This is a genomic window from Bacteroides sp. AM32-11AC (assembly GCF_003603515.1).
GTDB lineage: Bacteria > Bacteroidota > Bacteroidia > Bacteroidales > Bacteroidaceae > Bacteroides > Bacteroides uniformis.
Map to the genome: position 1 here is coordinate 344842 of NZ_QTNH01000002.1, position 23764 is coordinate 368605.

The 23764-nt window shown below is 45.3% G+C and carries 22 protein-coding genes, 1 tRNA gene and 3 pseudogenes; 24 read left to right on the forward strand and 2 right to left on the reverse strand.

All coding sequences use genetic code 11. The features are described from left to right. The first annotated feature begins 53 nt into the window (after positions 1 to 53). The 13 genes and pseudogenes from DW800_RS03410 (at position 54) to DW800_RS19585 (ending at position 11956) form a co-directional block, all read left to right on the forward strand. Positions 54 to 953: a helix-turn-helix domain-containing protein gene (locus tag DW800_RS03410; RefSeq protein ID WP_057089044.1), complete on the forward strand. Its 900-nt coding sequence runs from the start codon at positions 54 to 56 to the stop codon at positions 951 to 953. Positions 954 to 997: 44 nt separating this feature from the next. Then, the gene (locus DW800_RS03415) at positions 998 to 1780 is read left to right on the forward strand and encodes a Cof-type HAD-IIB family hydrolase (protein WP_044468969.1); all 783 of its coding nucleotides are present in this window, start codon (positions 998 to 1000) and stop codon (positions 1778 to 1780) included. 39 nt (positions 1781 to 1819) lie between these two features. After that, positions 1820 to 2404 (forward strand): annotated as a pseudogene (locus tag DW800_RS19875) (Crp/Fnr family transcriptional regulator). A gap of 64 nt (positions 2405 to 2468) precedes the next feature. Next, positions 2469 to 2891 (forward strand): annotated as a pseudogene (locus DW800_RS03430) (GNAT family N-acetyltransferase). Positions 2892 to 3729: 838 nt separating this feature from the next. Further along, the gene (locus DW800_RS03440; protein ID WP_119957806.1) at positions 3730 to 5016 is read left to right on the forward strand and encodes a site-specific integrase; all 1287 of its coding nucleotides are present in this window, start codon (positions 3730 to 3732) and stop codon (positions 5014 to 5016) included. Between the two features lie 13 nt (positions 5017 to 5029). Beyond that, positions 5030 to 6058, forward strand: a complete 1029-nt coding sequence (locus DW800_RS03445) for a hypothetical protein (RefSeq protein WP_119957807.1) — start codon at positions 5030 to 5032, stop codon at positions 6056 to 6058. A 221-nt stretch (positions 6059 to 6279) separates the two neighbouring features. Beyond that, a complete protein-coding gene (locus DW800_RS03450) occupies positions 6280 to 6588 on the forward strand; it encodes a DUF3853 family protein (protein ID WP_119957808.1) in 309 nt (102 codons plus the stop codon). Between the two features lie 11 nt (positions 6589 to 6599). Further along, entirely contained in the window at positions 6600 to 7670 is a 1071-nt protein-coding gene (locus DW800_RS03455; protein WP_119957809.1) for an AAA family ATPase, read from the forward strand. Positions 7671 to 7875: 205 nt separating this feature from the next. Beyond that, positions 7876 to 8845: pseudogene (locus tag DW800_RS03460) on the forward strand (toprim domain-containing protein). 184 nt (positions 8846 to 9029) lie between these two features. Beyond that, positions 9030 to 10376 (forward strand): MobV family relaxase, encoded by a 1347-nt coding sequence (gene mobV, locus DW800_RS03465; RefSeq protein ID WP_119957810.1) that lies wholly within the window; start codon positions 9030 to 9032, stop codon positions 10374 to 10376. An 86-nt stretch (positions 10377 to 10462) separates the two neighbouring features. Further along, positions 10463 to 10906: a hypothetical protein gene (locus tag DW800_RS03470; RefSeq protein ID WP_119957811.1), complete on the forward strand. Its 444-nt coding sequence runs from the start codon at positions 10463 to 10465 to the stop codon at positions 10904 to 10906. A 15-nt stretch (positions 10907 to 10921) separates the two neighbouring features. Continuing rightward, entirely contained in the window at positions 10922 to 11731 is an 810-nt protein-coding gene (locus tag DW800_RS03475) for a hypothetical protein (protein ID WP_008647311.1), read from the forward strand. A gap of 75 nt (positions 11732 to 11806) precedes the next feature. Continuing rightward, complete coding sequence (locus DW800_RS19585) at positions 11807 to 11956, forward strand: hypothetical protein (RefSeq protein WP_008647309.1); 150 nt, start codon at positions 11807 to 11809, stop codon at positions 11954 to 11956. A gap of 146 nt (positions 11957 to 12102) precedes the next feature. Here the strand turns inward: DW800_RS19585 and DW800_RS03480 are convergent. Then, a tRNA-Asp gene (locus DW800_RS03480) sits at positions 12103 to 12176 on the reverse strand. Between the two features lie 359 nt (positions 12177 to 12535). Between DW800_RS03480 and purU the strand changes: the two genes are divergently transcribed. From purU to DW800_RS03525, 9 genes are all read left to right on the forward strand, one after another. Further along, positions 12536 to 13393 (forward strand): formyltetrahydrofolate deformylase, encoded by an 858-nt coding sequence (purU, locus tag DW800_RS03485; RefSeq protein ID WP_005831431.1) that lies wholly within the window; start codon positions 12536 to 12538, stop codon positions 13391 to 13393. An 89-nt stretch (positions 13394 to 13482) separates the two neighbouring features. Next, positions 13483 to 14073, forward strand: a complete 591-nt coding sequence (gene hisH / locus DW800_RS03490; RefSeq protein ID WP_119957812.1) for an imidazole glycerol phosphate synthase subunit HisH — start codon at positions 13483 to 13485, stop codon at positions 14071 to 14073. Between the two features lie 20 nt (positions 14074 to 14093). Further along, positions 14094 to 14816, forward strand: coding sequence for a 1-(5-phosphoribosyl)-5-[(5-phosphoribosylamino)methylideneamino]imidazole-4-carboxamide isomerase (gene hisA / locus DW800_RS03495; protein WP_005832375.1), 723 nt, complete (start codon positions 14094 to 14096; stop codon positions 14814 to 14816). Positions 14817 to 14858: 42 nt separating this feature from the next. Next, on the forward strand, positions 14859 to 15614 hold the full coding sequence (gene hisF / locus DW800_RS03500; protein WP_005832373.1) for an imidazole glycerol phosphate synthase subunit HisF: 756 nt from the start codon (positions 14859 to 14861) through the stop codon (positions 15612 to 15614). A 121-nt stretch (positions 15615 to 15735) separates the two neighbouring features. Then, the gene (gene hisIE, locus DW800_RS03505; protein WP_009038209.1) at positions 15736 to 16341 is read left to right on the forward strand and encodes a bifunctional phosphoribosyl-AMP cyclohydrolase/phosphoribosyl-ATP diphosphatase HisIE; all 606 of its coding nucleotides are present in this window, start codon (positions 15736 to 15738) and stop codon (positions 16339 to 16341) included. Positions 16342 to 16364: 23 nt separating this feature from the next. Beyond that, entirely contained in the window at positions 16365 to 17072 is a 708-nt protein-coding gene (locus DW800_RS03510) for a cell division ATP-binding protein FtsE (RefSeq protein WP_005831420.1), read from the forward strand. Between the two features lie 123 nt (positions 17073 to 17195). Next, positions 17196 to 18515 (forward strand): aspartate kinase, encoded by a 1320-nt coding sequence (locus DW800_RS03515; protein ID WP_005831418.1) that lies wholly within the window; start codon positions 17196 to 17198, stop codon positions 18513 to 18515. Between the two features lie 153 nt (positions 18516 to 18668). Next, positions 18669 to 19829, forward strand: a complete 1161-nt coding sequence (gene lysA / locus DW800_RS03520) for a diaminopimelate decarboxylase (RefSeq protein WP_005831416.1) — start codon at positions 18669 to 18671, stop codon at positions 19827 to 19829. 142 nt (positions 19830 to 19971) lie between these two features. After that, positions 19972 to 20454, forward strand: a complete 483-nt coding sequence (locus DW800_RS03525; RefSeq protein ID WP_005831414.1) for a ferritin — start codon at positions 19972 to 19974, stop codon at positions 20452 to 20454. 141 nt (positions 20455 to 20595) lie between these two features. On the opposite strand, the gene kbl is transcribed toward DW800_RS03525, so the two are convergent. After that, positions 20596 to 21783 (reverse strand): glycine C-acetyltransferase, encoded by a 1188-nt coding sequence (kbl, locus tag DW800_RS03530; RefSeq protein ID WP_016274341.1) that lies wholly within the window; start codon positions 21781 to 21783, stop codon positions 20596 to 20598. 153 nt (positions 21784 to 21936) lie between these two features. On the opposite strand from kbl, the gene DW800_RS03535 reads away from it, so the two are divergent. Both DW800_RS03535 and DW800_RS03540 read left to right on the forward strand, forming a co-directional pair. Further along, the gene (locus DW800_RS03535) at positions 21937 to 22893 is read left to right on the forward strand and encodes an NAD-dependent epimerase/dehydratase family protein (RefSeq protein ID WP_005831407.1); all 957 of its coding nucleotides are present in this window, start codon (positions 21937 to 21939) and stop codon (positions 22891 to 22893) included. A 20-nt stretch (positions 22894 to 22913) separates the two neighbouring features. Next, complete coding sequence (locus tag DW800_RS03540) at positions 22914 to 23762, forward strand: DUF4348 domain-containing protein (RefSeq protein WP_005831399.1); 849 nt, start codon at positions 22914 to 22916, stop codon at positions 23760 to 23762. Positions 23763 to 23764: the final 2 nt, after the last annotated feature.

Genomic DNA, 23764 nt, shown 5'->3' on the forward strand with positions numbered 1-23764 from the left:
CCTTAAGATTTTAGATATCTGAAGTTACAATAATGAGAATGACTTTATAGGTGATGAAAGACAATACATTGGACATAAAGACCGTATGTGAATGTAACCGGTGCCTGGGATGTAAAACGTTGCATCCTCAGGTAAGCATTATTAATCTGGAAAATCCTAGTGTGTATCAGGATGCTGTGAAGTTTGAATTCTATGCCATCCTACTGATTGAGGACTGTGAAGGGGATTGTGACTGCTGCGGACGGAAATATTATGATTATTCCAATGCTACGATGGTATTTCTTACTCCCGGCGAGATATTCCGGATGAACAAGAACAATACGCTTCCGGACAAAGGCTGGTTGCTGGCATTTCATCCCGATTTATTGCTTTGTACTACGCTAAAGAATCATATCGACAACTATACTTTCTTTTTCTACCGCAAGGAGGAGGCGTTGCATCTGTCACAGCGCGAAACAGCCAAAGTGACGTGTTGCCTTGAGAATATCGAGGATGAACTTCATCATTCCATTGATATGCATAGCAATACCATCTTGTCCCGTCACATCGAATTGCTGCTGGATTATTGCTCACGTTACTATGAGCGGCAATTCATCACCCGTGAGAATAAGAACAAGATGATTCTGGGGAAAATGGAAGGGATATTGGACGAGTATATCACTTCCGGAAAGTTGCAGGAGGGGAAGCTGCCCACTTCCGGATGCTGTGCCGAAAAACTGAATCTTTCGACGGCTTACTTTGATGATTTGCTGAGGTTTGAGACGGGTAAGACATTGGCTGAATACTTCCAGTTCAAATGCTTGTACACGGCCAAGAAAATGTTATCGGAAGGTGGTAATACACCTGCTGCCGTAGCGCGTCGGCTGGGCTATCCGAGTGTGCAATATTTCAGTCTGGTGTTTAAGAAAGCAACGGGAGTTGCACCGAATGAATATAGATATTCACAAAATTGAGATGATGCAGATAGAATGAATTTATTAGACCAAAATATTTTATAATGGAGACCAAAGCTATATTTTTAGATGTAGACGGAACATTGGTGAGTTTCGACACTCACCGCGTTCCGCAGTCGGCTATCGAAGCGTTGCAGCAAGTTCATGAATCCGGTATAAAAATCATAATAGCAACTGGGAGGGCGTTTACCGATCTTCACGAACTTGAAGAGATTCCATACGATGCAGTGATAGCTTTGAATGGGTCCGATTGTGTACTGAGAGATGGCACTCCTATATCTAGTAAACAGATTCCCGAAAAGGATTTTCAGAGGGTACTGGTATTGGCTCAACATTATGGGTTTGCTCTGGCTATCGAAACGAATAAAGGTATTTTTGTCAACGAACTCAACCCGACCGTCATCGAATTGGCCAGGCTGGTCAATCACCCTACACCGCCGGTGGCAGACATCGAAAAAGAGTTTATGGGAGGCGAATGTTGTCAGTTATGCATATATTGTGATGAAGAAATGGAAAAAGAAGTAATGGCACAACTTCCCGGACTTTCTGTTTCCAGATGGAACCCTTTCTTCGCGGATGTCAATGTGGCGGGAGTAAACAAGGCTATGGGTATCAATGAGTTTGCTTCCTATTATGGATTTGATGTTTCAAGAACCATCGCTTTTGGTGATGGCGGGAATGATATTTCCATGATTCGTGCAGCCGGGATGGGAATAGCTATGGGAGGAGCTTCCGAGGCTGTGAAAAGCGTTGCCGATTATATAACGGAGGCGGTGGATGAGAATGGTGTCCGGAACGCCTTGGTTCGTTTCGGTATTCTGGAATAAAAATCGGCTATCAAAACTGATGAAAACTATAGTCTGTAAATATTATGCTTTTTAGAAAAATTACTTAAAGGATTTAATTTTAGCATCAATATTTTTAATTTGGAGGAATCTAAGTCATTTGACCAATATTTTGAGCGGATATTGATTAGTAAAGATACATTTTTGATTAAGGAAGGAGAAATAGAAAGATATAGTTATTTCGTTTTTGATGGGATATTGCGTTGTTGGCTTTTGAATCATAAAGGGGAAGAGTAAATTTTTTGGTTTTGTAAAGAAGGTACGTTTTCAATGTCGAACATGTCTTTTACCTTACAAACATGATCTGCATTTAATGTGCAGACAATTGTAGATAGCGTTATTTACCGAATAGACAAGAAGCGAGTAGATGAACTGTATACTGCTATTCCTAAGGTAAAAACTGTATTTGAAGATTTGAATGCTATACTACTGAGTAAACTCTTGAAAAGAAATATCGACTTGATTAAATATTCTCCTGAATAGTATTATCTACAGATGATTGAAGGATATGGCATTACATTAAACTATATACCACTCAAAGATATAGCTTCTTATTTGGGTATCATGCCACAAGTACTAAGCAAAATCCGTAAACGTATTTTTTAACTTGGGTTCAGTGTATTGAATGTATAAGTTCCGAACTTTGCGGTTTTAAATAGCAATTACAATTATGATTAGAAAAATTAAAGTTACGGATTATCCACGTTTGATAGAAATTTGGGAAAGTGCAGTATTGAGTACACATGATTTTCTTAAAGAAGAAGATTTTCTATACTATAAGGAACAGCTTCCGGTATATTTTCAGTATGTCATTCTATTCGGGTTTGAACAGGAGGGAATCTTAATCGGATTTATGAGAATTGCAGAAGGAAATCTTGAAATGTTGTTTATTACCAATAATTATTGAGGCACAGGAATTGGGGAAAAACTGGTTACTTATGCCATAAATCATTTGCAGGTAACGAAAGTCGATGTGAACGAGCAGAATATTCAAGCTGTCGGTTTTTATAAATATATAGGCTTTAGCGTATACAAAAGGTCCGATTTGGACGGAGAAGGTAAAGAATATCCTATTTTACACATGCAGTTGTAGTTCGTAAGTCAGACCCCGATTTTAAAAATCATCATTTTTGCCAGCACTACTTTTTCTTCTCATATTCGGCTTTAACTATCTGACAGCAAGAATTTAACCACGTGTTTTTTTCTGTTTTTTTTGTTTATAATAAATAATATTTGTTAATGTCTATTTCGGGCTTATTTTCCGTTTTCTTTGTGCAAATATGGTGATTAAGGGGCGAACTCCGTTGTCTATAGTGCCGGAAGTATGGCTTTGGCTCCCCGTATATGGGCATTTTTTCCCTTCATGTCCTGTGTGTAATGCAGAGAAGCTTGGCGCATAATTCCCGAAACCTTATTACAAAACTTCGTCCCACGCATGTGTGCTCGCCGGTTTGCCTGCGTGAACTGTCGAGCCCACGTGCGTGGGACGAGGGTTTACATGAACCTTCATAATAAAAAGCATGGGACATACGTGGATTCTGCCTATACCTTCTTCCAGTTTTGTCCCTATCCGGAGGACGGTCTGCCCATTCATTGCTGCTCAGTTTCTTATTCTTGTGATGTAAGTCTGAGAAAGCTGAAACTCGAAAATTGCTTATGCACCGGATATTTCGGGTCCCCATTTTTGCCGGAGCGAGAAAAAGAAAAAGCTCTGAAATACTTGAATTTCAGAGCTTTGCTTTAATTTGCTATTTGCTTTCGCGGTGCGTACGGGACTCGAACCTACAATTTTTCAAAATATCATAAACTTGTAACTATTTACTAATAAACAGCTTATTACGATTGATTCATATCGTAAAATATCACTCGAAATCTTTTGCTATCTTAATAATTGGGTGTATATTTGGGTGCTAATTTAATTACACCCGAATATGAATATAAAGAGAAACATCATCTTTTCTTTGGAAAGCCGGAAGAAGAACGGCGTACCAATCGTAGAGAATGTGCCTATCCGTATGCGTGTGATATTTGCCAGCCAGCGCATCGAGTTTACAACGGGCTACCGCATCGACGCAGCCAAATGGGACACCGACAAACAGCGTGTAAAGCCGGGCTGCACCAACAAGCTGAAACAGAGCGCATTCGAAATCAACACCGACCTGCTGCGCTACTATACGGAAATACAGAACATCTTCAAGGAGTTCGAGGTTCTGGGAACCATGCCTACCACCGCACAAGTGAAGGAGGCTTTCAACAGCCTGCACAGCGAAAAGAGGGAGGAGGAACAGCAGAAGCCCCTGACGTTCGCACCTATGGAGGTGTTCGGGGAGTTCATCAAGGAATGCGGGACACAGAACGGCTGGTCTGACGCCACCTATGAGAAGTTCGCCGCAGTAAGGAAACACCTTGAGAAGTTCGACAAGAAACTGACTTTCGAGGCACTGGATGAACCCAAGCTGACAAGCTACGTGAATTTCCTCAAGGACGTGGAAGGCTTGCGCAACACGTCCACCATGAAGCAGATAGCCTACCTGAAATGGTTCCTGCGATGGTGCACCAAAAAGGGGTACTGCATGAACAACGCCTACGAGAGCTTCAACCCGAAGCTGAAAAGCGTCCAAAAGAAAGTGATATTCCTCACATGGGAAGAATTGAACAAGCTGAAAGGCTACAAGATACCCCCGACCAAACAATATCTCGAACGGGTAAGGGACGTCTTTCTGTTCTGCTGTTTCAGTGGGCTGCGCTATTCGGACGTATACAACCTCAAACGGAGCGACATTCGGGGCGGGCATATAGAAATCACCACCGTAAAGACTGCTGACCGCCTTGTCATCGAACTGAACAACCACAGCAGGGCGATACTTGACAAATACAAGGACGTGGAGTTTGAAGGACACAAGGCACTTCCGGTCATCAGCAATCAGAAGATGAACGATTATTTGAAAGAACTGGGAGAACTTGCGGAAATCAACAACCCGGTAAGCGAGACCTACTACAAGGGCAGCGAGCGTATAGACACCGTTACACCCAAATACGCGCTGCTGGGAACCCATGCCGGAAGACGGACATTCGTCTGCAACGCGCTCGCGCTCGGCATTCCCGCACAAGTGGTGATGAAGTGGACGGGACACAGCGACTACAAGGCGATGAAGCCCTACATAGACATAGCCGATGACGTGAAGGCAAACGCAATGAGCAAGTTTAACCAATTGTAACTACAATAATATCATGGAAGAAAGAATAACGTCAATGATACCCCGCTACGGGAAACTCAACAAGATATACACCGAAATAATATCCGGGGACAGTTTCTCTTTTGAGAAGCAGCAGTTCATTTCCGATTTTTACAGAGAGTACGGGGATACGCAGACCTTTGAGACGGCACTTATCAGCCTCATGCTTGAAATGGACGCCGCGCACTTCTCCATATTGCTTAACAGCCTGAAACGTGAGATTGAAAGCAACATTTCAACTTACAATACCTGCAAGGAGTTTTTCGACCGTCTTGATACCGGATATGTCTGCCGACAGCATGAAAGCCGTTTTGACTGGGGTATTGACAGACAGATGAAAGTCACAAACGGATATTACCGGGAGCTTATGGAGGCGAACGGCTCTCTGGAGGCAGTGGGTTTCAGGGAACACGACCATCAAGAAGAGGAACTGCTGGAAAGAAGGTACGAACGGTGCAAACGGGAATACGACAAGGAGAAAGCCAAACTGGATGAACTGTACAGGCAGAAGGAGCAGGCAAGGCGGGAAGCCCTGCAATGCCTGCAAAACCGTTGCGGGGACATTTGCAGGTTGGGCGGCTCACTATTGGCAATCCTTGAAAAATACCTGACCGACCAAAAGAAAAAGGAAAGGGAGGAAAAGGGAATTTCCTCATCCGGTACCACCCCAGCAAGCCCATCCGCCTATTTTCCCATGCGGTTGCTGTCAGCCATTTATGAGAAATGCAACGGTGAACAGTTTGAAACCGTTTCCGAACTGGACTTCTACGCCAACCTAAACCTGCAACCATGCGAAGGCAGACTGAAAATAAGACCGAGGGAGAAGGCACGTGTATGCTATCTCATTTTCCTTATGGGTGAAACGCTGCCCAAACCGGACAGAGAGAAATGGAAAGAGGACATCATGAACCTGTTGGGAATAGACGATGCATACTACAAGTCAAAATACAAAGAGCCCGTTTCCGATTTCCCCAGTGACAGCAACCAGGAATTTGCAAGGGAAATGCGGTCAGTATTCCGATAGTCGGTGACATGTCCCGACATTCCACGATACCACCACTTTTACCACTCAAAATAATTCTTGCCACTTTTTATTACATGCTGATATTTAATAAGATAGCGTGATATTCAAATCACGCTATCCACATCCTTACCACCCGTACCTGGAAGTAACTTTGCACTGTTCGAACGAGGTAAAAAGCCCATGCGCAGGGCTTGCAGTGTAAACTTAATCTTATCAAAAAAATGGAAGTGAAAAACCTATTGTCAAAACCCGTATGGCAGATGACGGGCGAGGAATTTATATTCCTGAACCGCCACGCCTTGCAGGAAAATAAAGTGAGAACGGTGCAATCCGCAGCCGACAAGGACAAAAAATACGTGTACGGGATAGGCGGCATAGCCCGGCTGTTCGGGTGCAGCATACCCACAGCAAACCGCATCAAGAAAAGCGGGAGGATAGACAGAGCCATTACGCAGATAGGGCGCAAAATCATCGTCGATGCGGACATGGCGCTGGAACTGGCAGGACGCAAAAGCGGGGGACGCGGATAAGGAGGTGTAGTATGGACAACAAGGAAAGAAACATCACCTCCGAAGAGGCGGTAATCCTATGGCATGCCTCGCGGCTTGACCTCTCGAAAAACCACGAGCAGGCGCCCGAAATCCTGAAAGTGCAGGGCTCCGTCATCGGCACACTGGGAAATTTCAGCGCGTCAATCGGAAAAGCCAAAAGCAAGAAGACGTTCAACGTCTCCGCAATCGTGGCGGCTGCGCTGAAAAACGGGACGGTACTGAACTATACGGCGGAACTGCCCGAAAACAAACGGAAAATACTCTATGTGGACACCGAACAGAGCACCTACCACTGTGAGATAGTGGCAAGGCGCAGCCTTCGCATGGCGGGACTGCCGACCGACAGCAACCATGAGAACCTCGAGTTCCTCGTCCTGCGGAAGTACACGCCCGAAGAGCGCATAGCAATCGTGAGGGAGGCAATCTATCGGACTGAAAACGTCGGGCTGGTAATCATCGACGGAATACGAGACATGGTGTATGACATCAACAGTTCCAGCGAGTCCACAAAGGCAATCTCCCTGCTGATGACATGGACGGGTGAAAGGAATATCCACATTCACACCATACTGCACCAGAACAAGGGGGACGAGCATGCAAGGGGGCACATCGGAACCGAACTCAGCAACAAGGCGGAAACGGTGCTGCAAGTAGAAAAGGACGAGAAGAACCCCGGTGTAAGCACAGTCAAAACCGCACATATCAGGGCAGTGGACTTCGAGCCATTTGCTTTCCGCATCAACGGGGAGGCACTGCCCGAACTGCTGGAGGACTACCAGTTCAAGGACAAGGACGAGACAAAAGGGAATAGAGGGAAGTTCGATCCGTATAGGGACATCACCGAACAGCAGCACCGCATCGCACTGGAAGCGGCATTCACCCTGAAAGACGAATACGGTTACAAGGAACTTGAAGGGGCTTTGCGGGAAGCATACGCCTCTGTCGGTGTCAGACTCAGTGACCACAGACTGCGTGACCTCATCACCGTATTGAAAAACAAGCGGATGATAGTGCAGGAGAACGGAAGGAAATACACCTTCAAGCCGGACTTCCACTATTAGCGGCGCAGACTGGAAACCGCTTCACTTCAACTGGGGTATATATATGGTGAAGTGAAGTGGAATATTCCGGAATATGGTAAAAACCGCTTCACTTCATTCCCGTACCTATATATACGGAAGTGAAGTGAAGCGGACATATACAGACCGTACCGCAAACATGTACGGGCGAAAAGAAAAAACAATATCCACTTAAACAGAAATCTACATGAATACGAATGAAGCGAAGCGGATACGCATAGAAGAATATCTGCACACTCTTGGCTACAACCTGGTAAGACGGCAGGGAGACAGCCTATGGTACAAGTCACCGTTCAGGGACGAGCAGGAACCGTCCTTCAAGGTGAACATGGAACGCAACCTATGGTACGATTTTGGCGCGGGCAGGGGCGGGAACATCATCGCACTGGCGCGGGAACTATACGCATCCGACAGCCTGCCCTACCTCTTGGAACGGATAGCGGAGCAGGCACCCAGCGTGCGCCCAGTCTCCTTCTCTTTTGGCGGGCAACCATTCTCAAAACCGAGCTTCCAGCAGTTGGAGGCGGTACCGCTTTCTTCCCCCCGCCCTATTGTCCTATCTGCGGCAGAGGGGGATAAATACGGAACTGGCAAAAAGAGAATGCAGGGAGGTGCGCTATCTGACTGGCGGCAAACCCTACTTTGCCGTTGGTTTTCTCAACCGTTCGGGAGGCTACGAGATACGCAACAAGCTGTTCAAGGGCTGCATAGCACCGAAGGACATCACCCACATACGGCAGGAACAGCCGAAGGAGACCTGCTACCTCTTCGAGGGCTTCATGGACTACCTCTCCTTCCTCACCCTGCGGCTGGAAAGATGTCCTGACCGTCCCGACCTTGACGGGCAGGACTACATCGTGCTGAACTCGACTTCCAACCTCTCCAAAGCAATCCAACCATTGGGCGGTTACGGGCGCATCCACTGTTTCCTCGACAACGACAAGGCGGGAATGGAAGCTGTTCAGGAACTGCGGGAGGAATACGGGCTGCGCGTCCGGGACGCGTCGCACATATACGGAGGCTACAACGACCTGAACGACTTCCTGCGGGGTAAACAGAACGGACAATCCGAACGGAGGCGTGAGAAGCCGGAACCGGAGAAAAACCAACAGAAGGCAGAGCAACCGAAAAAGAAAAACAAAGGTATCAGGATGTAACCGTACAGCCACCGGAAGGCTTTGAAAAAAGCCATAGCTCATTAGGGCTTTTTCTTCACGCAATGCATGCATCGCTAAAAAAGCCCCAATGAGCAAAAGGGAAGTCGCCCCTTTTGAAACCCCGAAGCCATGCGGCATGGAAGCAAGGCAGGGGAAGTATTCACCGAAAAAATGTATTACAGTTATGGGATATGCAGTTTTGCATTTGGAAAAGGCGAAAGGTGCGGACGGTGCAATGTCCACACACATAGAGCGCACCGTCCATCCGAAGAACGCGGACAGAATGCGCACGCACCTGAACCGGGAACTGGTGCAGTTCCCCGAAGGAGTGAAGAATCGCACGCAGGCGATAGCACACCGGATAGAGACGGCAGGCATCAGACGCAAGGTAGGCACCAACCAGGTAAGGGCAATCCGGGTGCTGCTCACTGGAAGCAACAAGGACATGAAGCAAATGGAAGCGGACGGGAGGCTTGACGGCTGGTGCAACGACAACCTGAAATGGCTCCGGGAAACATACGGGGAGCGGAATCTCGTATCGGCAGTCCTGCATATGGACGAGAAGACACCGCACATACACGCCACTATCGTACCGATAGTGACGGGAGAACGCAGGAAAGCCAGACAAGATGAGCAGAACGGGAAGAAAAAGTACAGAAAGAAGAGCCCGCAGGATGTACGGCTGTGCGCTGATGACGTAATGGCAAGGCACAAGCTGAAACACTATCAGGACACTTATGCACAAGCCATGAACAAGTACGGTTTGCAAAGAGGTGTGGACGGCTCACTGGCAAGACACGTTTCCACCTCACAATATTACAAGGAACTGGTGGAACAGCAGGACAGCCTGCAAGAGAACATAGAAGCCCTGTTGGGGCTGAAAGAAGAAGCGCAGAAAAGGTTGAAGCAAGTAAAGGGGGAAATCAACGTGCAGAAGATGAAGGGTGCGGCGGTGAACGCCACTACAGCCATAGCGGACGGGGTGAGTTCTCTTTTGGGCGGCAGTAAGGTCAAGAGGCTAGAGGCGGAGAACGAAAATTTGAAGCGAGACATTGTAGATCTGCAAAAGCAGGTACAAGCCGAACAAAGGGAGCAGACAAAAATGGAGAACCGCCACAACAGCGAAATAATCAGGATAGAGCGAAGTTACCAACAGAAAATTGCAGGGTACGACAATAGGCTGAAACAGATAGATACCTATTTCTCTATCGTAACGGAACTGCTGCCCATAGCCGAACAATGCCGGGAAGTGGGGTTCACCGAGGAACTGACAAGGCGAATCGTCAGCCTGCAGCCCGTAGGGTTCAAAGGCAGGCTCTATTCGAAGGAACACAAGGAGAGGTTCAAGACGGAGCACTCAACGGCAACCGTAGAGAGAAACCCGCAGGAGAATGGGAAATTCAGGTTATGCATTGATGGGCTGCCGATACTTGAATGGTTCAGGATGAAATTCAAAGAGCTCAAAGAAAAGCTGGGTGTAAGCCACACCCAAAAGGAGGAAAACAAACCTATGCGAGGATTAAAAATATAAATTTATTTGCTTATCGAATATAATTTATGCGAAAATATAAATGAAATTTTATATATTTGTCAAGTATATCAAACCATTGTATTAGCATGATTAATAAACCAATCATCACAAAGCATAAAATTAAAGATGAAATTTATGTAATTGATTTATGTGATGAAATATTAGGGACAAAAGCTTTAAGACAACATTGTTTTGATTTTCTAAGGGGGGATTCTATAAACGGGAAACGCGGGAGAAAATTACGTGTAGACGCTTATTATGAATCTAAGAATTTAGTTATTGAATATAATGAAAAACAACATACCGAGGATGTTGCTTTTTTCGATAGAAAAAAAACTATAAGTGGAATTACTCGTAAAGAACAACGAAAACTATATGACGAACGTAGAAAAGTTGTCTTACCTCAACATGGTATTAGTCTCGTTGTTATTTCTTATAACGATTTTGAATATGATAAAAAGAAAAGAATTATTCGAAATAAAACAAATGACTTAAAGGTTGTATTCGAAAAAGTACAAACGTACATTTAAATAAATTTTATTATTATGAAAACTAATATTGAAGCCAAATTTAAATTAATAGAGATATTAAATATATCTCCGGTTGAGTTATCGTATATCAAAGATTTAACTATACCTGAAAATATTGTTTCTGAACTTCTTAATGGTGAATCAGGTGCATTAAAGGTACATCTTGAAAATATACAAAATGATGAAACTTTACCTGTAGATACCCGTTTATTAGCGGCATGTCTAAAAAACAGGATGAAAGATAGTGTTATCAGAATTAAAATGGATGGACTTGATGAAGACGAAGATGATGAAGTAGAAGAAGAAAATTATGGGTATTTTGATGAAGACTTAACAGAAGAAGAAAAAGAAGCAATAAAGGAGAATGAAAAAGAGAGAAATAAAATGTGGCGAGATAGAGAAATTGAATTCCATAAATCCATTCCTATCTTAAAGAAATACACACAAGAAGAAATGAATAGTGTAATGTTCAATTATATATGGGAACATTTTCCTTTGCTACAAAAAGGATTTGACAGAAAAATATATCCTAAAGCACGTGATAGCTTTTTTGGACATATTGGGATTGCCTATTATAGATATCAATTACCTCAAAAGGTTCAAGACAAAATAAATATAGCTGATGATTATGTTAAAAATGAAATTATTAATCGCTTTAAAAAATTGGAAATTGAAAGCATTGATAAATGGGCTATTCAATATAAACAATCAATGGATGAACTAGGTGTAAAAAAGTATACCAAAAGTAGTATTAAGGGTTTCTTCGATGAATTAGGTTTAAAGGTTTCTTCTATTGTAATAGATACAATAAAAAGTAAATTATGACTTGTATTTATTCTATCAGATTTAGAGTTAATTACTGAATTTATATATTTAGGAGTTCAAATTCGTTAAACAACAATGACACCTGAAGAATTAATATGTGATTTAAGTGAATTTTATGGTTACGAAGTTGATTTATCTTATGCCATAAATTATATAGATATGGTTGGAGAAGACTATGTAGAAGTAGACAGTTTTCACCTTTGGTTACAAGATTTGATTGGATAAAATATGAGAGTAGGAGAAAACTAGTGTTTCTCCTACAATTTTTTTGTATCCATATTATATTTTATAAATAGAACACCCACTTTTACATTATTAGGGTGTAAAAATGGGTGTTCTATTTATAAAATATTGATTTTCAATATTTATTGCGGTGCGTACGGGACTCGAACCCGTGACCCCATGCGTGACAGGCATGTATTCTAACCAACTGAACTAACGCACCATTATTTCATTCTTTCGTTGCTATCTCTCTTGATTGCGGTTGCAAAGGTAGGCATTTCTTTGATATCTGCAATAGCTATGGCGAACTTTTTTCCAAGCGTTTTGTGCTGTATTTGCTTTATATCCTCATATTGAGAAGATTGGAAAAATAAGAGAAAAGTAAATTTAACAACTGTTTAGAAATACGTTTATGCACTGTTTTATTCTTGATATGAAAACCTTTCCTGGAGAAAACGAAACATTTCGGAGCTTGTTTTAAACTTCTTGCTCGAAAAGTTCGTTGTTTTGCAATAAATCGTTATTTTTGCGAACTCAAAAAGAGAATGTTGTAATTTGAAAAATGATAAAAAACATTTTAGGATGATGAAAACAGCCAAACTGTTGCTACACTGCCCTGACAAACCAGGCATATTGGCAGAAGTAACAGACTTTATAACGGTGAATAAAGGTAATATTATCTATCTGGATCAGTATGTAGACCATGTAGAGAATATCTTTTTTATGCGTATTGAATGGGAATTGAAAGATTTTCTGGTGCCTCAGGAAAAGATTGAGGATTATTTTGCCACTTTGTATGCACAGAAATATGAGATGAATTTCCGTCTCTATTTCTCCGATACAAAACCGCGTATGGCTATCTTTGTTTCAAAGATGTCCCATTGCTTGTTCGACTTGTTGGCGCGTTACACCGCTGGTGAGTGGAATGTGGAGATACCTCTTATTATAAGCAATCATCCCGATTTGCAGCACGTGGCCGAGCGTTTCGGTATTCCTTTCCATCTTTTCCCCATTACCAAAGAGACAAAGGAGGAACAAGAGAAGAAGGAAATGGAGTTACTGGCAAAGCATAAGATAACTTTCATAGTGCTGGCGCGCTACATGCAGGTCATTTCCGAGCAAATGATAAACGCTTATCCCAATAGGATAATCAATATCCATCACTCTTTCCTTCCGGCATTTGTGGGAGCGAAGCCCTATCATGCTGCGTTTGAACGTGGAGTGAAGATTATTGGAGCTACCAGCCACTATGTTACCACAGAATTGGATGCCGGTCCCATCATAGAGCAGGATGTGGTGCGTATTACACACAAGGACACTGTGCAGGATTTGGTGAACAAGGGTAAGGACTTGGAAAAGATTGTGCTTTCTCGTGCTGTTCAGAAGCATATTGAACGCAAGGTGTTGGCATATAAGAACAAAACGGTAATATTTAATTAGTTGATAGTTGATAATTGATAGTTGATGGTGGGGAACTTGTCATTACCTTTCAATTATTACCTTTCAATGGTCAATTCTCAATTAAAAAAATGAAAGTTGCAGTTGTCAAATATAATGCAGGCAATATCCGTTCGGTGGATTATGCTTTGAAGCGTCTGGGAGTAGAGGCAGTGATTACGGCGGATGAGGCTGTGCTACGTGCTGCCGATAAGGTTATCTTTCCCGGTGTGGGAGAGGCGGAAACCACTATGGACTTTTTGCGTGCCGGTGGTATGGATAGGCTGATAAAGGAGTTACGCCAGCCGGTATTGGGCATTTGCCTGGGCATGCAGTTGATGTGCCGCCACTCTGAAGAGGGGGATGTGGATTGCCTGGGTATTTTTGATACTGATGTGAAACGTTTCATTTCGCAGAGGCACGAGGATAAAGTACCTCATATGGGATGGAATACCATTGCCCGGACGAATAGCGGACTTTTTAAAGGCTTTACTAAAGAAGAGTTTGTTTATTTCGTACATAGTTTCTATGTGCCAGTCAATGATTGTACGGCAGCCGTGACGGATTACATTCATCCGTTCAGTGCCGCTTTGCATAAAGACAATTACTACGCCACACAGTTCCATCCGGAAAAGAGTGGAAGTGTGGGAGAGCGTATTTTGCGGAATTTCCTGGAACTGTAAATCGTCAAATCGTAAATAAAATGATAGAACTGATTCCCGCTATTGACATTATTGACGGAAAATGTGTACGCCTTTCCCAAGGCGATTATGACAGCAAGAAGGTGTACAACGAAAATCCCGTGGAAGTGGCCCTGGAGCTGGAGGCTCATGGTATCCGTAGACTTCATGTGGTCGATTTGGACGGTGCGGCTTCCCATCATGTGGTAAACTACCGCACGTTGGAACAGATAGCTGTGCGTACGTCTCTTATTATTGATTTTGGAGGTGGGGTGAAGAGTGATGAAGATTTGGTGATAGCTTTTGAGAACGGTGCGCAGATGGTGACCGGCGGCAGCATTGCTGTGAAGAATCCCGAATTGTTCTGTAAGTGGCTTCAAATGTATGGCTCCGAGAAGATTATTCTTGGTGCTGATGTGAAAGAGCATAAAATAGCCGTCAATGGTTGGAAGGATGAGAGTGGCTGCGAACTGTTTCCGTTCTTGAAAGACTATGTAGAGAAGGGGGTCCGTAAGGTTATCTGTACTGATATCAGTTGTGACGGAATGCTGCAAGGACCATCGATAGCGCTGTATAAGGAGATACTGGAGCATCATCCAGAACTCTATCTGATAGCCAGTGGAGGCGTAAGCTGTGCCGATGATATACGCCAGCTGGAAGCCGCCGGCATACCTGCCGTTATTTTCGGTAAGGCTCTGTACGAAGGCCGCATCACCTTCAAAGAGTTGGAAAACTTTGTTAGTTGAAAGGTGAAAATTAATCACTTATAACTTATAACTCAAACCGCCGTGTTAGCAAAAAGAATCATTCCTTGCCTCGACATTAAAGATGGGCAGACCGTGAAAGGTACCAATTTCGTGAACCTCCGCCAGGCGGGCGACCCGGTAGAACTGGCGCGTGCTTATAGTGAGCAGGGTGCCGACGAACTGGTTTTTCTCGACATCACAGCCAGTTTTGAAGGCCGTAAGACTTTCACTGAATTGGTGAAACGCATAGCTGCGAATATCAGCATTCCTTTTACAGTAGGTGGAGGCATTCATGAACTGGGTGACGTGGATAGGCTACTGCATGCAGGTGCCGATAAAATCTCCATCAATTCCTCTGCTATCCGCCGTCCCGGATTGATAGACGAGATTGCGAAGAACTTCGGTTCTCAGGTTTGTGTACTGGCAGTTGATGCCAAACAGACAGAGAAGGGATGGCGGTGCTACTTGAACGGTGGTCGTGTGGAAACGGATAAGGAACTGTTTGCGTGGACAAAAGAAGCCCAGGAACGTGGTGCGGGCGAGATATTGTTCACCAGCATGAATCACGACGGTGTCAAGACCGGTTATGCCAATGAAGCGCTTTCCAGCCTTGCCGACGGATTGTCCATCCCCATCATTGCATCGGGAGGGGCAGGTGCCAAAGAACATTTTCGTGACGTCTTTTTGCAGGGAAAAGCTGATGCTGCCCTGGCAGCCAGTGTTTTTCATTTCGGAGAAATCAAAATTCCCGAATTAAAATCGTATCTTTGTGCCCAAGGAATTGCGATGAGAAGATGAAGGTGAGTTTACGATTGGACGATTTACGATTTACGATTGGGATTACTCAAGCAAATCATAAGTCTCCAGTCACTTAAAGTAATATCAATCGTAAATAGTAAATAGCTAAATCGTAAATAGAATGGATTTTGACAAGATGAACGGACTCGTTCCGGCGATTATACAAGATGCAGATACCGCTAAGGTGCTGATGCTTGGCTTCATGAACAAGGAGGCTTATGACAAGACGGTGGAAACTGGAAAGGTGACTTTCTTCAGCCGTACCAAGAACCGCCTTTGGACGAAAGGCGAGGAGAGTGGCAACTTCCTGAATGTGGTTTCCATGAAGGAAGACTGTGACCGGGATACGTTACTGGTGCAGGTACATCCCGTAGGCCCGGTTTGCCATACCGGTACAGATACTTGCTGGGGTGAGAAGAACGAACAGCCGGTTATGTTTCTAAAGCTTCTTCAGGATTTCATCTGTAAGCGTTATGATGAAATGCCCGAAGGTTCCTATACGACCAGTCTTTTCCAGTCCGGTATCAACAAAATGGCACAGAAGGTAGGCGAAGAGGCTGTGGAAACCGTCATTGAGGCTTGCAACGGTACGGACGAACGCCTGATTTATGAAGGAGCTGATTTGTTGTATCACCTCATCGTGCTGCTCACATCCAAAGGATACCGCATTGAAGACCTTGCGCGTGAATTGGAGGAACGTCACAGTGCGACGTGGAAGAAACATTAAGTAATTAAAAATTAATAATTAAAATGGGGGTGGGCGAGGCGCTGATAAGATATACGGACGTAGAGATACACCAGCAGGAGTTGTGCGTACTGAACGATGTGAATTTGGAACTTCACAAAGGGGAGTTCGTGTACCTGGTAGGTAAAGTGGGCTCCGGCAAGACGAGCCTGCTCAAGACTTTCTATGGCGAACTGGATATTGCATCGGGCGAGGCTGAAGTATTGGGGTATGACATGCTCCATATTAAGCGTAAGCACATCCCGCAGTTGCGCCGCAAGCTGGGAATCGTATTCCAGGACTTCCAGTTGCTGACAGACCGTACGGTGTACGACAACCTTGAATTTGTTCTCCGTGCTACCGGTTGGAAGAGCAAAGGGGAGATTAAGGACAAAATAGAAGAGGTGTTGAACCTGGTGGGGATGAGCAACAAAGGATATAAGCTGCCTAATGAACTGTCGGGTGGTGAGCAACAGCGCATTGTGATTGCGCGTGCAGTGCTCAACTCTCCGGAGATAATCCTTGCGGATGAGCCTACCGGAAACCTGGATTCGGAAACCGGACATGCCATTGCAGAACTTCTGCACGGCATCAGTGAAGCCGGCGCACTGGTGGTGATGACCACGCACAACCTGCAGCTGCTGCGAGAGTTTCCCGGCAAGGTGTACCGGTGCGCAGACCATCTGATGACTGATGTTACAGCAGAATACGCCCCTGCAATAACCAATGATTAGTAGTTAAGTAGTTATCTCTAACTACTGATTCTTATAAAGAACAGAAATTAACGATAAAGCTCCGCAGCTGCCTACTTGTAGCTCGTAGCTTGTAACTATAAACTAATTAATACAGGAACGAAAATGAAAGTTTTAAAGTTTGGAGGTACTTCAGTAGGTTCGGCTCAGCGAATGAAGGAAGTGGCCAAATTGATTACCGATGGTGAACGTAAGATTGTGGTTCTCTCTGCCATGTCGGGTACCACAAACACATTGGTTGAGATTTCGGACTATCTGTACAAGAAGAATCCGGAAGGTGCCAACGAGATTATCAACAAGCTGGAAAGTAAATATCGCCAGCACATTGATGAACTCTTTGCTACTCCGGAGTATAAACAGAAAGGCCTGGAACTCATCAAATCACATTTTGACTATATCCGTTCTTATACCAAAGACCTCTTCACTCTGTTTGAGGAGAAAGTGGTGTTGGCTCAGGGCGAGTTGATTTCCACCGCCATGATGAACTACTATCTGCAGGAATGCGGCGTGAAGTCTGTATTGCTTCCGGCTTTAGAATACATGCGTACGGACAAGAATGCCGAGCCCGATCCGGTCTATATCAAGGACAAGCTCCAAGTTCAGCTGGAACTGCATCCGGATGCTGAGATTTATATCACTCAGGGGTACATCTGCCGCAATGCCTACGGCGAGATAGACAATCTGCAGCGTGGCGGAAGCGACTATACGGCTTCGCTGATTGGTGCTGCCATCAACGCTTCCGAAATCCAGATTTGGACGGATATCGACGGCATGCACAACAACGACCCCCGTATTGTGGACAAGACTGCGCCGGTGCGTCATCTGCATTTCGAAGAGGCCGCCGAGCTGGCATACTTCGGTGCCAAGATTCTGCACCCTACCTGCATCCAGCCTGCCAAGTATGCCAATATCCCCGTCCGTCTGCTCAATACGATGGACCCCACTGCTCCGGGTACGCTGATTTCCAATGATACGGAGAAGGGTAAGATTAAGGCGGTGGCTGCCAAGGACAACATTACGGCCATCAAGATAAAATCCAGCCGCATGTTGCTTGCTCACGGATTCTTGCGTAAGGTTTTCGAGATATTCGAGAGCTACCAGACTTCCATCGATATGATTTGTACTTCAGAAGTGGGTGTGTCCGTATCTATCGATAATGTGAAGCATCTCAATGAAATTCTGGATGACTTGAAGAAGTATGGCACAGTGACGGTGGACAAGGACATGTGCATCATCTGCGTGGTGGGCGACCTCGAATGGGAAAATGTCGGTTTCGAAGCCAAGGCATTGGATGCCATGCGCGACATACCGGTACGTATGATTTCTTTCGGTGGTAGCAACTATAATATTTCTTTCCTCATCCGCGAGTGCGACAAGAAGGCAGCGTTGCAGTCACTCAGTGATGCGCTGTTCAATGAGGAATAACTCTTGATATTTTTCAGACGCAGATTACACAGATGACGCAGATTCTTTTTGCTTCCTATTTGTGTAATCTGCGTCATCTGCGTCTGAAAAATTATTTGTAGACACCTCTTTCATCTTCCTTTTTTTAAACTAAACAAAGATTACGATTATTATATGAAAGGAACATTCCCTATCCATAAATTCCGCGAATTGCGTACTCCCTTCTATTACTACGACACAAAGGTCTTGCGCGACACACTTTCGTGCATCCGTACGGAAGCTGCCCGATATGGTAACTATTCGGTGCATTATGCTGTGAAGGCCAATGCCAATCCCAAGGTGCTTGCCATTATCCGCGAGAACGGCTTGGGTGCCGACTGTGTAAGTGGCGGTGAAATCCGTGCAGCCATCAAGGCAGGTTTTCCCACTGGCAAGATTGTTTTTGCAGGGGTGGGCAAGGCTGATTGGGAAATCAATCTGGGGCTGGATTATGACATTTTCTGCTTTAATGTGGAGTCTGTCCCCGAGCTGGAGATTATCAACGAGCTGGCTGCCGCTAAAGGTAAGGTGGCCAATGTGGCTTTCCGTATCAATCCCAATGTAGGTGCCCATACCCATGCCAATATTACCACTGGGCTGGCCGAAAACAAGTTTGGTATCAGCATGCAGGATATGGACCATGTGATAGACATTGCGCAGAATATGAAGAACCTGAGATTCATCGGACTGCATTTCCACATCGGTTCCCAAATATTGGATATGGGCGATTTCGTGGCTTTGTGTAACCGCGTCAACGAATTGCAGGATAAGCTGGAAGCTCGCCATATCCGCATCGAGCACGTCAATGTGGGGGGCGGACTCGGCATTGATTACGGTCACCCCAACCGTCAGCCGATACCCGACTTCAAAAGCTACTTCGAGACTTACAACAGCCATCTGAAACTCCGTCCCCACCAGACGCTCCACTTCGAGCTGGGACGTGCGGTAGTGGGACAATGCGGTTCATTGATTTCGCAGGTGCTTTATGTGAAGCAGGGCACCAACAAGCAGTTTGCCATTCTGGATGCCGGCATGACGGATTTGATTCGTCCGGCACTCTACCAAGCGTTCCATAAGATAGAGAATATCACTTCGGATGCGCCGGTTCAGGCTTATGATGTCGTAGGGCCCATCTGTGAGTCTTCTGATGTATTCGGTAAGGCTATTGATTTGAATGGGGTGAAGCGTGGCGACCTTATCGCCCTCCGTTCGGCAGGGGCTTATGGCGAAATTATGGCTTCGGGCTATAACTGCCGTGAGCTGCCTCAAGGATATACGTCGGACGAGCTGGTATAGAGAGGCTGGAGATGCGTTGCATGAATGGCGAAGCATTTATTATACCAAGGCTTCTGTTTTTATATAAAAAATGTTATTGCGTGAACAACTTTTAAGGTTTCTTGTTACTTTTGTAATGATTTCAATTTAAATAAATACGATTATGATTACAGAAAAATTACAGAATGCAATTAATGAGCAGATTACGGCTGAGATGTGGTCTTCCAACCTTTATCTGGCAATGTCTTTCTATATGGAGAAAGAAGGTTATAACGGCATGGCTTCCTGGTTGAAGAAGCAGGCTTCTGAAGAAAAAGCTCATGCTTGTGAAATGGCTTCTTATATCATCAAGCGTGGCGGTAAGGCCAAACTGGACAAGATTGATGTTGTTCCCAATGACTTCGGTACTCCACTGGAAGTGTTCGAGCAGGTAGCCCAGCACGAACGCCGTGTTTCCAAAATGATTGATGAATTGGTAGATGTTGCCTCTGCCGAAAAAGATAAGGCTACACAAGACTTCCTTTGGGGATTCGTGCGCGAGCAGGTAGAAGAAGAAGCTACTGCCGACGGCATTGTAGATATGATAAAGAAAGCCGGTGATGCCGGAATCTTCTTCGTTGACTCAAAACTGGGAGAACGTAGATAAGAGAGAAACTAAAAAAAATCCCGCGGCTAATTTTAGTCGCGGGATTTTTTTTAGTTATGAGTTATAAGTTGTGAGTTATTTGTTGATGAAGGGCTTATATCCGCAAGGGAAAGCACAAGCAAATAACTTATAACTCATCACTCATTTCAGCACTCCCAGTTCTTTCCCCACCTTAATAAATGCAGCGATACATTTGTCCAGATGCTCCTTTTCGTGTCCGGCAGAGATTTGTACGCGGATGCGTGCCTGGTCTTTGGGCACTACGGGGTAGTAGAAACCGGTGACGTAGATGCCCTCTTCCTGCATGCGGGCGGCATAAATCTGGGAGAGTTTGGCATCATACAGCATGACGGCGCAGATGGCGCTTTGTGTCGGCTTGATGTCGAAACCGGCGGCGGTCATCTTGTCGCGGAAGTAGTTCACGTTTTCCAGCAGTTTGTCATGCAGGGCATTGCTCTCTTTGAGCATCTTGAATACCTCGAGGCTGGCGCCGATGATGCCCGGAGCCAATGAGTTGGAGAAGAGGTACGGACGGCTGCGTTGGCGTAGCAGGTCGATGATTTCCTTGCGTCCGGTAGTGAATCCTCCCAAAGCGCCGCCAAAGGCTTTGCCCAAAGTTCCGGTATAGATGTCTACGCGTCCGTAGGTGCCGTATTGTTCGCTTACGCCGTGTCCCGTAGGGCCTACCACGCCGGCAGAGTGTGATTCGTCCACCATGACCAGCGCGTCGTATTTCTCGGCAAGGTCGCAAATGCAGTCCATCGGGGCAACGTTGCCGTCCATGGAGAATACCCCGTCCGTAACTACGATACGGAAACGCTGTGCCTGGGCTTCCTGCAGGCATCTTTCCAGGTCGGCCATGTCGGCATTGGCGTAGCGATAGCGTTTGGCTTTGCAGAGGCGTACGCCGTCAATGATGGAAGCATGGTTCAGGGAGTCCGAGATGATGGCGTCTTCCTCGGTGAAGAGGGGCTCGAACACACCGCCATTGGCGTCGAAACAAGCGGCGTAGAGAATGGTGTCTTCAGTCTTGAAGTAGTCGGAGATGGCTGCTTCCAGCTCCTTGTGGATGTCCTGCGTTCCGCAGATGAAGCGTACGGACGACATGCCGTATCCGCGGCGTTCCATAATCTGCTGGGCGGCGGCAATCAGCCGCGGGTGGTTGGACAGTCCCAGGTAATTGTTGGCACAGAAGTTCAGCACCTCTTTGCCTTTTACGCTGATGGCAGCTTGTTGTGCACTCTCAATCAGTCGCTCTTCCTTGTAGAGTCCGGCTTCTTTTATTTCAGCAAGTGTCTTGCTGAGATGGTCTTTCATTTTACCGTACATAGCATTTTATTTTTTAGGTAATACGTTGTCATTACATTTCCCACAAAGAACATCATTTTTCTTGGAATAAACAATATCAATATGGCAGAAATATGAAAAAAAAGTATGTATATTTGCACCATATATAATAACGAAACCTTATAAATAACTCGTATGAAGAATATTTTGGTAATTGGAGCTACCGGACAGATTGGGTCGGAACTCACGCTGGAGTTGCGCAAACGTTATGGCGATGACCATGTTGTGGCAGGATACATTCCGAGTGCTATGCCCAAGGGAGAATTGAAAGCATCCGGCCCTTCGGCCATTGCCGACGTGACAGACCGTCAGTCCATCGAGGTGGTGGCACGTCAGTTCAAGATTGATACTATCTACAACCTGGCTGCCTTGCTCTCGGTAGTTGCCGAAAGCCGTCCGGCCATGGCTTGGAAAATCGGTATCGACGGGTTGTGGAATGTACTGGAAGTGGCACGTGAGTACAATTGTGCCGTGTTTACTCCGAGTTCCATCGGTTCGTTCGGCGAAGCTACGCCTCATGTGAAGACACCGCAGGACACTATCCAGCGTCCGCGTACCATGTATGGGGTGACAAAAGTGACGACTGAATTGTTGAGTGACTATTACTATACAAAATATGGTGTGGATACACGCTCGGTACGTTTTCCGGGAATCATTTCGAACGTGACCCCTCCGGGTGGCGGCACTACGGACTATGCGGTGGATATTTTCTACTCTGCCGTGAAGGGAGAAAAATTCGTATGTCCGGTGAAGGCCGGCACGTATATGGATATGATGTATATGCCCGACGCACTGAACGCGGCCATCTCGCTGATGGAAGCGGCACCGGCAAGGCTGAAGCACCGCAACGCTTTCAACATCGCCTCCATGAGTTTTGACCCGGAACAGATTTATCAGGAAATTAAGAAGCATATGCCTGATTTTGAGATGGCATACGAGATTGATCCGCTGAAGCAGGCCATTGCCGACAGCTGGCCCGACTCTCTGGATGACTCTTGTGCACGCGAGGAATGGGACTGGATGCCGCAGTACGACCTGGAGTCCATGACCGTAGACATGCTTGAGAAATTAAGAGCTAAATTAAACAAGTGACCGTAAGCGGTCCGTAAAGAATGAAAAAACTTTTATTGGGATTTTTGTTGTTCACCTTTTTGATTTCGTGCGGAAACAAAAAGGCGAAAATGGATCCCTTTGCTACCATTACGGAAATGGTGGATTCGGCCGGTCACAAGGCCGATACGCTGCTGGAAGCAGAAGTGAAGGAAGAACCGAAGCCGATGGAGGCAGACGAGCTGTTTGATGATTTTATCTTCAATTATGCTTCGGATGATGCCCTGCAAAGGCAGAGGACGGTATTTCCTTTGCCCTATTACAATCGTGACACGCCGTCAAAGATAGAGGAAGAGTTTTGGAAGCATGATTATCTGTTTACCAAGCAGAACTATTACACCTTGCTTTTTGATAAGGAAGAGGATATGGACATGGTGGGCGATACTACGCTGACATCGGTGCAAGTGGAGTGGATTTTCTTGAAAACGCGTATGGTGAAGCGTTATTATTTTGAGCGGAAGCGGGGAATGTGGATGCTCGAGGCCATTAACCTGCGCGAGATGGAGAAAGGTGAAAATGAGGACTTCGTGGAATTCTATACCCGTTTTGTGACGGACAGTGTCTATCAGAGCAAGCATATCAGGCATCCGCTACAATTCATCACCATAGACCCTGATGACGAGTTTTCTATTCTGGAAACTACTTTGGATGTGGACCAGTGGTATGCCTTTCGTCCGGTAATGCCTACCGACAGATTGTCTAATATCAATTACGGACAGAAGAATGAGGACTTGTCGGATACCAAAATACTGAAGGTAAATGGCATAGGCAACGGATACTCCAATATCTTCTATTTCCGCAAACGCAGTAAGGGATGGGAGCTGTACAAATATGAAGACACGAGCATTTAAAA

Coding starts and splice junctions, on each gene's coding strand:
- purU (WP_005831431.1), top strand. CDS start 12,536: ATGATGAAAACAGCCAAACTGTTGCTACACTGCCCTGACAAACCAGGC.
- DW800_RS03510 (WP_005831420.1), top strand. CDS start 16,365: ATGGGGGTGGGCGAGGCGCTGATAAGATATACGGACGTAGAGATACAC.
- DW800_RS03440 (WP_119957806.1), top strand. CDS start 3,730: ATGAATATAAAGAGAAACATCATCTTTTCTTTGGAAAGCCGGAAGAAG.
- hisIE (WP_009038209.1), top strand. CDS start 15,736: ATGGATTTTGACAAGATGAACGGACTCGTTCCGGCGATTATACAAGAT.
- DW800_RS03515 (WP_005831418.1), top strand. CDS start 17,196: ATGAAAGTTTTAAAGTTTGGAGGTACTTCAGTAGGTTCGGCTCAGCGA.
- DW800_RS03410 (WP_057089044.1), top strand. CDS start 54: ATGAAAGACAATACATTGGACATAAAGACCGTATGTGAATGTAACCGG.
- DW800_RS03450 (WP_119957808.1), top strand. CDS start 6,280: ATGGAAGTGAAAAACCTATTGTCAAAACCCGTATGGCAGATGACGGGC.
- DW800_RS03415 (WP_044468969.1), top strand. CDS start 998: ATGGAGACCAAAGCTATATTTTTAGATGTAGACGGAACATTGGTGAGT.
- lysA (WP_005831416.1), top strand. CDS start 18,669: ATGAAAGGAACATTCCCTATCCATAAATTCCGCGAATTGCGTACTCCC.
- DW800_RS19585 (WP_008647309.1), top strand. CDS start 11,807: ATGACACCTGAAGAATTAATATGTGATTTAAGTGAATTTTATGGTTAC.
- DW800_RS03535 (WP_005831407.1), top strand. CDS start 21,937: ATGAAGAATATTTTGGTAATTGGAGCTACCGGACAGATTGGGTCGGAA.
- DW800_RS03470 (WP_119957811.1), top strand. CDS start 10,463: ATGATTAATAAACCAATCATCACAAAGCATAAAATTAAAGATGAAATT.
- DW800_RS03540 (WP_005831399.1), top strand. CDS start 22,914: ATGAAAAAACTTTTATTGGGATTTTTGTTGTTCACCTTTTTGATTTCG.
- DW800_RS03455 (WP_119957809.1), top strand. CDS start 6,600: ATGGACAACAAGGAAAGAAACATCACCTCCGAAGAGGCGGTAATCCTA.
- hisH (WP_119957812.1), top strand. CDS start 13,483: ATGAAAGTTGCAGTTGTCAAATATAATGCAGGCAATATCCGTTCGGTG.
- hisA (WP_005832375.1), top strand. CDS start 14,094: ATGATAGAACTGATTCCCGCTATTGACATTATTGACGGAAAATGTGTA.
- kbl (WP_016274341.1), bottom strand. CDS start 21,783: ATGTACGGTAAAATGAAAGACCATCTCAGCAAGACACTTGCTGAAATA.
- DW800_RS03525 (WP_005831414.1), top strand. CDS start 19,972: ATGATTACAGAAAAATTACAGAATGCAATTAATGAGCAGATTACGGCT.
- DW800_RS03475 (WP_008647311.1), top strand. CDS start 10,922: ATGAAAACTAATATTGAAGCCAAATTTAAATTAATAGAGATATTAAAT.
- mobV (WP_119957810.1), top strand. CDS start 9,030: ATGGGATATGCAGTTTTGCATTTGGAAAAGGCGAAAGGTGCGGACGGT.
- DW800_RS03445 (WP_119957807.1), top strand. CDS start 5,030: ATGGAAGAAAGAATAACGTCAATGATACCCCGCTACGGGAAACTCAAC.